The following is a 10,080-nucleotide window of genomic DNA, read 5'->3' as shown; positions in this document are numbered from 1 at the left end:
AATGATCTTGCCCGCCAGCGTCTCGAGGACGGGGCGCGTCGCGTCCAACACGGCCTGGTCGCCCCCGATCATGATGAGAAGCTTGCCGTTCTCCGCGCCGGCGACGCCACCGCTAACCGGAGCATCCAGGTATCCGACGCCGGCTTCGTTACAGATCGCAGCGACTGCCTTGGTGGTGGCGGGATCGACCGTGCTGAAATCGACTACGATTGCGCCCTTCTTTGCAGCGGCGAGGATCCCATCCTCGCCCGTCGCCGCCGTCCGCAGGGCCGCTGGCGAGGGGAGGCTGGCCAGAATGAAATCGGCGCCGTTAGCCGCAGCTTTCGGGCTTGTGGCAGCTTCGACGCCGGCCGCGGCAAGGTTGGCGACAGCCGGCGTATTGGGATCGTAGGCCCGCACCTTGTGTCCGGCCGCGGCAAGCCGCCGCGCCATATGTGAACCCATGCGGCCAACACCCAGAAAGGCGATCGTCGGCATCGAAAATCCTCGCGATATTGGCCAAAAGGCCGATGGAATGGCCGGCGACCACGAGCTCACCCTTGCGGCGATCGGGATCACGGGCGTGATGCCGGCCGTTTTAGGTCCAGTTCGACAGGGCCCGGAAGACCAGTCCAATTGACGCGAGGCGAAAGAAATTCTTACTGTGAGGGTCTGAGGGGATTTGCGAGTTTGGCGCTCAATCTTTCACGGCTGCGACTCTTTCATGAGCTTTCCGAGCTCGGCACGATTTCGGCGGTTGCACGGGCACTCGGCCAAACGCGACCGGCCGTGTCCCAGCAATTGGCGCTGCTTGAACGCGAGGCGGGAGCGGTCCTCTTCGAGCGTTCAGCCGGTGGGTTGCGCCTGACGACCAAGGGACAGCAACTCCTGGACCGCGTCACTCCGCTCCTGCAGTTAGCCGATCGCATCGAGGCCGAGCTGAGCGAGAGTGACGGTCCGCCCGCGGGTGAGCTGCGGCTTGCCGCTTTCGGAAGCGTCGCGACAAGCATTGTTCCCAGAGCCTTCGGTTATCTGCACAAGACGCATCCTCTGATCGATGCAAGCTTCGTCGAACTCGAGCCGACCGAAGGCCTCAAGGCGACTGTCGCCAAGCAGGTCGATATTGCAATTGTCGATGATTACGTGGACGCAAATGCGTATCAGCAGGCTCTCGAATTTCACCCGCTTTATGTCGACGGCTTGAACGCCATTCTCTCGTCAGATCACCGCTTCGCAAAGGCTGACTTGACGAGCATAGAACTCAAGGATCTCTCGAACGAGAAGTGGGCGATCAACCAAACGGCAGTCGCGTACCAGCTCAACCTGACCAACGCATGCCACGCCGCTGGTTTCGAGATGAAGATTGGTTGCAGCGCCCGTAATATTTCCGCCACTCTCGAGATGGTACGCACGGGGCATTTCGTGACGGTGCTGCCCGGCCTGGCGGTGCATCACTTGAAGAAGGATCCCGACTTTCTGGTTCTTCCCCTTGCGCCTGCCTTGCACCGGCACATCTTCAGCGCCGTGCCGAAAGGTACGTCCCGGCGCCCTGTCGTCGCGGCTGCGCTGGCCGCATTGGAGCGGGCGGCGATCAACTGCCGCCTCTAGATCATTCGTGGCGTAATTATTTCTAACGTGCTCCGTCAGAAGCCGTGTTCTTTCGCTGTGCCCGGCGGAGCGCTAGTCGTAGCCGAATGCCACGTTTTCTACCTTCCAACAGCCAATGGAGCACGGAAATGCGATGCCTTTCGCGGCGGTTTGTCATCGGTCTGGTTGCGGCATTCTGCGCCCTCGGGCTCTCGGTCGGGGCGAGCCACGCTCAGGAAAAGTCCAGGCTCGATGAAATCATGGGGCGAGGCAAGCTGATCGTCGGCGTGTCTAGCGAGTCGCCGCCGTTTGGATTTGTCGATGAAAAGGGTGAACTGGTCGGCTTCGACATCGACATTGCCCGGCTGATTGCCAAGGCGACCTTCGGCGATCCCAACAAGGTCGAGTTCATCCGCCAGAGCGCCGCGCAGCGCTGGCCGAACGCCCAGAACGGCACGATCGACTTCGGCGCACAGACGACCACTATCTACGCTGACCGCGCCCAACGGGTCGCGTTCACCCGAAACTATATCGACGGCGGCATCGTCCTTATCGTCCGGAAGGACGCGCCCTTCAAGACGCTGGAGGATCTCAATAAGCCAAACGTCACCATCGCCAATCTGACCACGCCGACCCAGGAGGAGCGCGCCAAGCGCCTCTTCCCGCAGGCCAAGCTCCAGACTTTTGACGGTATCGCTTCCCAATTCAACTCGGTGAAGCTCGGACGAGCCCAGGCCGCCCAACTCGATGCGCCCGTCGCCGCCTGGTACGTCAAGAACAATCCGGACATGCGCGTGATGGAAACGCGCCTGACTGACGTCGTCAACACAGGCATCTTCATGAAGCCAGGTGACTTCAGGCTCTGGCAGTACCTCGATCTCGTCGTGTCTGAAATGACCGGCGGCTACCTCTTCGCGGACTACAGCGCGATCTACGAGAAATGGTTCGGTGAAAAGCCGAAAAACGCAAAGTGGTATCTCAACAATAACTGAAGAGCGTAGGGGGCGGTGATGGATTGGTCACAGTTCGGCAGCTTCGCCGCCCGCTATCTTCCGCAACTCTGGAGCGGGATGCTCGTTACCATCCTCGTCGCGGCTCTCGCGGCGCCGACGGCTCTCGCGATCGGTATTCTTCTCACACTGCCCCGAATCGCCGGCTGGCGGCTATTGAGCGGTCTGGTGCGAGCTTATGTGGAAGTGATGAGGAACACGCCGCTCCTCGTCCAGATGTACCTCCTCTTCTTCGGCCTACCTATCTTGGGAATCTTCTGGGACGAGATCACCTGCGGTGTCCTCGCCGTTGCGCTTCAACACGCAGCCTTCCTGTCAGAACTCTTTCGTAGCGGCATCGCGGCCGTGGGCGTTAAACAGTGGGAGGCAGGACAGGCGATCGGCATGCGTCGCTGGGCCATTTTTCGACAGATCATTCTTCCGCAGGCCGCAATCCAAGTTATGGCACCTGTCTCGAACCAGCTAATCGTCCTGGTGAAGGACACGTCTCTCGTATCGGCGATCGGGGTGCTCGATTTGACGCTGTCCGGCAAGGTTATCATTGAACGCTCGGGAGCGTCCTTTGAAGTCTTTATCCTTGTTGCACTGCTCTATCTGATCCTGACTACAGTCGTCGGTATCGGCTTCCGGATCGGCGAGATGCGCTTCACCGGGAGGCTTGGATGAGCATCTCCATCCTTTTCGGCAGTTTTCCTTATCTATTGCAGGGGGCGCTCGTCACGCTGTGGCTTGCGTTCGTGGTCGTCACCGCCGGCACGCTTCTGGGCACGGTGGTTGGAACGATCGCCAGCGGCGGAGGACGGGTCCTCCGGTCAGTCATCACGGCATATGTGTTCGTGTTTCGGGGCATCCCCGTGCTGGTCGTGATGTTTCTTGGCTTTTACACTTTCCCGGCATTTGGAATTCGCCTCAGCGCGTATTCCGCAGTCACAATCTCGATGATTGTTTACGTCGGCGCCTTCGTCACAGAGGCGGTGCGGGGGGCCATCGCAGCTGTGCCGGCCGGCCAGGTGGCCGCAGCCAAGAGCCTTGGCATGCGCCGGTTGACGATGCTGCGTGAGGTTATTCTGCCTCAGGCGGCTCGCCTCGCGATCGCACCGGTGCTCAACATTTCACTGATGGCGATCAAGCAGACGTCCTACGCCTCGGTTGTCGGAGCCTGGGAGCTTTCTTTTGCAGCTCGCGAGGTCGTCGAGAGAACGCTCGCGGCTTTCCAGATCTTCCTGGGCGTCATGCTGATCTACTTTCTGATTTGCTACCCGGTTTCGCTGCTCGCTAGCTACTGCGAGCGGAAAATCTCCTTCGATCACTGAGGCCGCCCATGACCACCTCCGCTGAATCTGCCGTCATCGTATCAGTAAACGGCCTTGTGAAATCCTTCGGAGCGCATCGGGTTCTGGACGGCGTCTCGTTCGACGTGCGGCGCGGTGAAGTCGTTGTCGTTCTCGGGCCGAGCGGATCAGGCAAGTCCACCATGCTCCGCTGCGTCAACTTCCTCGAGACATTCGAGGACGGCACGATCACGGTCGATGGCGCGCCGGTCGGCTATCAGAGCGACGGCACAGGTGGCCGCCGGATGCTTGATGAGAAGGCGGTTGCGAAGAACCGCGAGCATGTCGGCATGGTGTTTCAAAGCTTCAATTTGTTCCCGCATCGGACCGTGCTTCAGAACGTCATGATGGGGCCTTTGTCGGTCCAGCGCCGGGACAGAGCTGAGGCGCAGAAGCAGGCGCTGGAGATGCTCACGAAGGTCGGCATGGCCGACAAGGCCGATCGATATCCCGCCCGTCTCTCCGGCGGCCAACAGCAGCGCGTGGCGATCGCCCGGGCTCTCGCGATGCGTCCGGCTGTCATGCTCTTCGACGAGGCGACATCGGCTCTCGACCCTGAGCTGGTCGGCGAAGTGCTCCGCGTCATGCGAGAATTGGCCAACGAGGGCACGACGATGATCGTGGTCACCCACGAGATGGGCTTCGCCCGTGAGGTTGCCGATCGCGTCATCTTCATGGACGGCGGCGTGATCGTCGAGCAGGGTGCGCCGAGCGAGATCATGACCGATCCGAAAACCGAGAGGTTGCGGGCGTTTCTGGGGCGTCACTACGACTGATCGAAGAGTGAGCAGACTTCGGCGCAGTCAGGCTCTGAAAGACATGTCAGCTCCGGATCCCGTCTCAGCTCGGACATGCGTATCGGCCAGTTTATGCGCGAAACCGGACCATCAATGCCTAGCTCGATTGGGAATTGTTGATTGTGACGGTATCGAGCGAAAAATGGCGAGATGCCAAGCGGAGGCCGTTCTGACTAAGCATCCGTCCACTGCGTCGATTGACTCCGATACTTGCCGAACTAGCCATTTCTCCGCGCCACGCGGCTGAGCTTCTTCCCGGAGGCGCCGGAGCATGAGACGATCGCGGAACTTTTTCTGCCGCTGAAATAGCGCGTAGGATGGGTAGAGCGCAGCGAAACCCATCGCGATAGGAAATACGGGATTGATGGGTATCGCTTCGCTCCACCCATCCTACGTGCTGGCAACGATGCACAGGATGCCGTCGAGTCCCGCTCGACCTGGCGGCCATAGCAACGATAATGATACCTTTCTGCGGCGTCATTTCTTAATCTTTCTCGCATAGCCTCCCGGGGAAAACAGGTGGGAATGCCACATGTTCGGCAGGCGTAAGGCACCGATCGATTCTTCAACGTTGCAGCCGCGGGTCGATTCTGACGGCAAGCGTCGGGTGTTCGGCGAAGACGTGTTCGCGGGACGGCATGGCGACATGCTGCGGGCGCTGGGATTCGGGCTGAACGACGCCGCGAATATCATCCCCGACGACGCCGAGTTCGCGCGTAGGGTGAAGCAATCCCTGGCGACGCAGGATGCGCGCCGCACGCGGATCGAAAAGGATCTGCTGCGAGACCATGGCCACAACGCGATCCGCCCGTTCTTCGTGCTTTCCGAGCCGGTCTTTAACGGCGAACTCGGCCCATGGCTGATCAGGGTGATGAACCTGTTGCCTTATGACGATTGGAACGTCGTCTACCTCCCGATGGACCGGGACACGCAACTGGCCATGGGCGGTCTTCCCTTGCATCCGCGCCAGTCGATTGGTCCCATCGACAAACTGATGTGCGAGCTGATCGGTGGCTTCCGCAGCCAGCTCAAGGACGCCCAGCACAAGGTGGACTCGCATGTCCGCGAGGTCGGTCTTTCAGCCGCCCACGATGTGCTGGAAAAGTTCAGGGCCTATGCCGATCACATGCCGCGCCAGATTCTCGATCAAATCGACGTCGTCCGACCGAAGATCATCGCGCTCATTGCCAATGTTCAGAGCCGGGCGTAGGGTGGATTAGTTGGTTGGCCGGCAGGCGTGATCCACCCTGCTTCTCCACGTATGGCGAAGAGAGCCGGTTGCGCTCCGCTAACCCGCCATACGAAGCTTTACGAACCCCGCGCCATCTTCTCGAACTTCTTCACCAGCCGCTCCCGCTTCAGCCGCGACAGTCGCTGGATCCAGAACACCCCGTCGAGCTGATCGATCTCATGCTGATGACACACGGCGCGTAGCCCATCCGACTCCTCGGTCTGCATGTTGCCGTCGACATCCTGATAGCTGATCCGCACGCGGGCGTGGCGCTGGACCTCGTCGTTGACGCCGGGCATCGAGACGCTGCCTTCGCGGTGCAGGAGCATCTCTGCTGAGGCCCAGTCGATCTGCGGATTGACGTAGGTCCGCGCGCCATCCTTTGGGTCGAGTTCGAGCACCACGACGCGCAAGGGAATGCCGATATGCGGCGCAGTGATGCCGATGCCGGGCGCCGCGTGCATCGTCTCGAGCAGGTCCTGTGCGAGCTCCCGCAGCGCGTCGTCGAACACGGTCACGGGCCGTGCCGGGATCGCGAGCCGGCGGTCGGGATAGCGAACGATCGGGTGGATGGTCATGATCTCTGGGGCTCGACGGTGACGATTCCAAAGCGGCGCAGCGCGGGTGGCGTTGCTGCCATAGCAGGCCGCCGCGCGGGTCAGCCGACCTCTATGTTCATCTCCGCAATCAGCCGCTCGCGACCCGCCAGGGAGTTCAGCGCCTTGTCACCCAATTCCCGCGCGACGAGGTTGAGCAGCGCTTCACAGAAGACGACATAGGCGCCCATGCTGTTCGAATAGAAGCTGCTCGCGTGGGGGATGAAAAAGGCATGCTCGGCAGGAGGAACGAGCGGTGACGACCGGGAATCCGTAATCGCGATCACCCTCTGGCCGTTCGAAGCCGCAACCCGGCCCACCTCTGCGACGCTGCGCGTATAGGGCGCGCAGCTCGCGACGATGACGACGTCGCCAGGGTCGAGCTGTGACAATGCCTCGGCGACGCCGAGGCGCGGCGCGTCGAGCAGCGCGACGTCCGAGCGCACCATTCCCAGGCAATAGGTGAGAAAGCTCGCCAGCGAATGGAATTGGCGAACGCCATGGACACGAATACGGCGGGCATTTGCCAGCAGCTTCGTGGCCCCTTGCAGAGCGGCTCCGTCCAGCTGTCCGAGGAATCCGTCGACATTCGCTGCCGTTTCCCGCGCCAGCTGCGCGAACGCCTGGACTTCGGCATTGCCGGCGGACGGCGCGGCCATCAGCCGGCCGGCCTGGCGGCTGTAGAAATACTGCTGCTCGTTCGCGATGGCCTTGCGGAAGACCGCCTGGAAATCGCTGAAGCCTTCGAAGCCGAGACGTTTCGCCAGTCGGGTCAGCGTCGACGGATTGATGCCGAACTGATCGGCAAGCTCCGAGATCGAGCGAACCGCCGACTGTTCCGGTGCTTCCACCAGCTTAGCGAAGACGTCGTGCGCTTTGGAGCCGAGCGAAAAGCCTGCCTCGTCGCGGCCAACCGAGAGCGCGAGTGCCCTGAGATCCTCGATGGTGCGCGGCGGCACCGCGATGGCTTCCTCTGGCATCACCCTAGATCCTGTTCACGCCGCGAAGGGCACCAGCCCATCCCGCATATCGAAGCGAGCCGCTTCGTGCGCTCCATCGTAGACAGACCACTCGACCTTGTCAGCCCCGACCCGGAAGACGGCGCTTGCGAGCGTGTTCTCGACGTCGCTATCGGCCGGGTCTGTGCGGTAGATCGGCAATTCCGCGTCGGCCGCGTCCCACAAGATGTCGAGCGCGCGGGCTTGCGGTTCCGACTGGAGCGTTTGGCCGAGCAGCATCTCGCCGCGCCGTTGTCGCACGCCGGACGAACCGGTGACGATCTGCGACATGCGCCCGGTGTCGGCATGGGTCAGATGATTCGAATGGACACGCGGCGTCCGGACCCGATCGACCGACAGGGCCCGGGCGGTGAACTCGACGCTGAGAAGCCGCTCGTCACCGGCTTGCGCCAACGTCAGGTGAAATGCGCCGGCGCGCGGCGCGGATTTGAGCACGGTGAGTGCCGCGTCGAGGTCCGGCGCGTCGAGTATCGCGCGGGCGAGCACCATGCGCGGCGTGCCCGCGCCGCCGGCCAGCGGCCTGATATTGTTGACGGTCTGGACCACTCCCTTCGACGTGGCCGCAAATGTGTGTCCCGGCAGCGAGCCCGGGTACACAAAGGCGGTGAACGGTGTGCCTCCTTCGGATGCAAGATGGGCGAGGGCGCAGTGGCCTGCAAAGTCGGGGTCGCCATCCTCGTTGTGGCCGATCACATGCGGAGAGCCGGGCAATTGCACGGTGGTGCAGCCATCCGGTGCCATCGCCCAGATATCGCCGCGGCAGTTCCACAGGAAGACGTCGTCGAAGGGCAGCGCCAGCCCGACGGCGAGGCCCTGCAGCTCAGCCCAGTATCTTGGAAACCGGTCCCGGACGATGGCCGCCATCTCGCCGAGCAAGGGATCGCCGCGGCGCGTCGTGAGCTCGCGCCACGCAGCAGAGGTGCGGAAATGATCCTGCAGGGCCGCTCGGCCGAAGCGCCCGAGGGTTGCTCCGACATCGAATGGCGAACCTGCGACATCGATGAAGGAAAGCCGGCGGGCGGCGTCATACGACATGTTGCAGAAACTCTTTCAGACGAGGGTTTTGCGGATTGGCCAGCAGCTCCCGTGGCTCGCCGTCGACTGCGATCTTGCCACCTTCCATGAAGATCAGCCTGGTGCCGACCTTGCGGGCGAAGGCCATCTCGTGGGTGACCACGATCATGGTCATGCCTTCCTCGGCCAGCGACTGCATGACGCGCAGCACTTCATGCCGCAGTTCCGGATCGAGTGCGGATGTCGGCTCGTCGAACAGCATCAGCTTCGGCTTGACGGCAAGCGCGCGGGCGATCGCGACGCGCTGCTGCTGGCCGCCGGACAGCTCGCTCGGATAGTGGTGAGCGCGGTCGGCGAGGCCGACCTTGGCGAGCATTTCCAGCGCCCGCTTTCGCGCATCCTGCCGCGACTCGCCGCGCACGCGGCGCGGGCCGAAGGCGACGTTCTCGAGCGCCGTCATTTGCGGAAACAGGTTGAATTGCTGGAAGACCATGCCGGCTTCCTGGCGGATCATGCGGACCATGCGGCCGCCGGCCTTGACGCTGATGCCATCGACGACGAGATCACCGCCATTGATCTCCTCCAGCGCGTTGATGCAGCGGAGCAGCGTCGACTTGCCGGATCCGGAGGGACCGATCAGCACGACCTTCTCGCCGGCCTCTATCGACAGGTCGACCTCGTTGAGGATCGTGACCTGGCCGAACCGCTTGGTGACCTTCTTGAACTCCACGATGCTCACAGGATGCGCATCCTCTTTTCGGTCATCCTGAGGATAAGCGTGAGCGCGCCGGTCATGATCAGGTAGAACATCGCCACGGCGGACCAGATTTCGACGGCGCGAAAATTGGCCGCCATGATTTCCTGGCCTTGCCGCGTGAGTTCGCCGACACCGATGACGATGAAGAGCGACGTATCCTTCAGGCTGACGATGAACTGGTTGCCGAGCGCCGGAATCATGCGGCGGAAGGCGAGCGGGCCGATGATGTAGAGAAGCACCTTCCAGAGCGGCAGGCCGAGCGCCAGACCCGCTTCCCGCAATCCTTTATGGACGGAGAGAAACGAGCCGCGCACGATCTCGGCGATATAGGCTCCGGCGTTGACGATGATGGCCATGATTGCCGCCGCGAGCGGGTAAATGCGGACATTCGCGAGGATCGGCAACGCGAAATAGATGAACATCACCTGCACGATGATCGGCGTGCCGCGGATGAGCTCGACATAGGCGAAGGCTATGGCGTTGAGGACGGCATCGCCGTAGGCGCGCGCCAGGCCGGCCGCGAAGCCGATCACTAGGCCGCCGGCGAGCCCGGCCAGCGCGATCAGCACGGTGAGGCGGGCACCCTTCAGGAGCTCAGGCAGGGCCTGCCAGATAACCGACCACTCGAAATCCATGAGAGCATTCCTCTAGGGAAGGCGCGCCGGCTAAAGCATGATCCGGAAAAGTGCGAAGCGGTTTTCCGAAAAGATCATGCTCAAACAACAACCTAAAGCGCGATGGCGATTTATCCTGATCTCA

At 62.0% G+C, this 10,080-nt stretch carries 12 protein-coding genes; 6 read left to right on the top strand and 6 right to left on the bottom strand.

The annotated features are described in order from the left end of the window. On the bottom strand, positions 1 to 477 hold a 477-nt coding region (locus SO156_RS03410), incomplete at its 3' end, for an NAD(P)-dependent oxidoreductase (protein WP_498533819.1). Positions 478 to 615: 138 nt separating this feature from the next. Here SO156_RS03410 and SO156_RS03405 point away from each other — a divergent pair. From SO156_RS03405 to SO156_RS03380, 6 genes are all read left to right on the top strand, one after another. Next, on the top strand, positions 616 to 1,587 hold the full coding sequence (locus SO156_RS03405) for a LysR family transcriptional regulator (protein ID WP_498533818.1): 972 nt from the start codon (positions 616 to 618) through the stop codon (positions 1,585 to 1,587). Positions 1,588 to 1,715: 128 nt separating this feature from the next. After that, positions 1,716 to 2,558 (top strand): transporter substrate-binding domain-containing protein, encoded by an 843-nt coding sequence (locus SO156_RS03400; RefSeq protein WP_498533817.1) that lies wholly within the window; start codon positions 1,716 to 1,718, stop codon positions 2,556 to 2,558. Positions 2,559 to 2,576: 18 nt separating this feature from the next. Next, the gene (locus tag SO156_RS03395) at positions 2,577 to 3,242 is read left to right on the top strand and encodes an amino acid ABC transporter permease (protein WP_458145053.1); all 666 of its coding nucleotides are present in this window, start codon (positions 2,577 to 2,579) and stop codon (positions 3,240 to 3,242) included. Beyond that, entirely contained in the window at positions 3,239 to 3,889 is a 651-nt protein-coding gene (locus SO156_RS03390; protein ID WP_498533816.1) for an amino acid ABC transporter permease, read from the top strand. The genes SO156_RS03395 and SO156_RS03390 overlap by 4 nt, the downstream gene beginning before the upstream one ends. Positions 3,890 to 3,897: 8 nt before the next feature. Continuing rightward, the gene (locus SO156_RS03385) at positions 3,898 to 4,683 is read left to right on the top strand and encodes an amino acid ABC transporter ATP-binding protein (protein ID WP_458145055.1); all 786 of its coding nucleotides are present in this window, start codon (positions 3,898 to 3,900) and stop codon (positions 4,681 to 4,683) included. 667 nt (positions 4,684 to 5,350) lie between these two features. After that, positions 5,351 to 5,914, top strand: coding sequence for a hypothetical protein (locus SO156_RS03380; protein WP_458145056.1), 564 nt, complete (start codon positions 5,351 to 5,353; stop codon positions 5,912 to 5,914). Between the two features lie 98 nt (positions 5,915 to 6,012). On the opposite strand, the gene SO156_RS03375 is transcribed toward SO156_RS03380, so the two are convergent. The 5 genes from SO156_RS03375 to glnP form a co-directional block, all read right to left on the bottom strand. Continuing rightward, entirely contained in the window at positions 6,013 to 6,513 is a 501-nt protein-coding gene (locus SO156_RS03375) for a peptide deformylase (RefSeq protein ID WP_498533815.1), read from the bottom strand. 80 nt (positions 6,514 to 6,593) lie between these two features. Continuing rightward, positions 6,594 to 7,511 carry a MurR/RpiR family transcriptional regulator gene (locus tag SO156_RS03370; protein ID WP_458145058.1) on the bottom strand — a complete coding sequence of 306 codons (918 nt, stop codon included), beginning with the start codon at positions 7,509 to 7,511 and terminating at the stop codon, positions 6,594 to 6,596. 15 nt (positions 7,512 to 7,526) lie between these two features. Next, the gene (locus tag SO156_RS03365; protein ID WP_498533814.1) at positions 7,527 to 8,585 is read right to left on the bottom strand and encodes a C45 family autoproteolytic acyltransferase/hydrolase; all 1,059 of its coding nucleotides are present in this window, start codon (positions 8,583 to 8,585) and stop codon (positions 7,527 to 7,529) included. After that, the gene (gene glnQ / locus SO156_RS03360) at positions 8,575 to 9,303 is read right to left on the bottom strand and encodes a glutamine ABC transporter ATP-binding protein GlnQ (RefSeq protein WP_458145060.1); all 729 of its coding nucleotides are present in this window, start codon (positions 9,301 to 9,303) and stop codon (positions 8,575 to 8,577) included. The genes SO156_RS03365 and glnQ overlap by 11 nt, the downstream gene beginning before the upstream one ends. Continuing rightward, positions 9,300 to 9,956: a glutamine ABC transporter permease GlnP gene (glnP, locus tag SO156_RS03355; RefSeq protein ID WP_498533813.1), complete on the bottom strand. Its 657-nt coding sequence runs from the start codon at positions 9,954 to 9,956 to the stop codon at positions 9,300 to 9,302. Before glnP ends, glnQ begins: the two co-directional genes overlap by 4 nt. Positions 9,957 to 10,080: the final 124 nt, after the last annotated feature.

This window comes from Bradyrhizobium sp. UFLA05-125 (assembly GCF_059803515.1).
The sequence above is the reverse complement of the archived record's forward strand: the minus strand, read 5'-3'. Positions and strand labels throughout refer to the sequence as shown.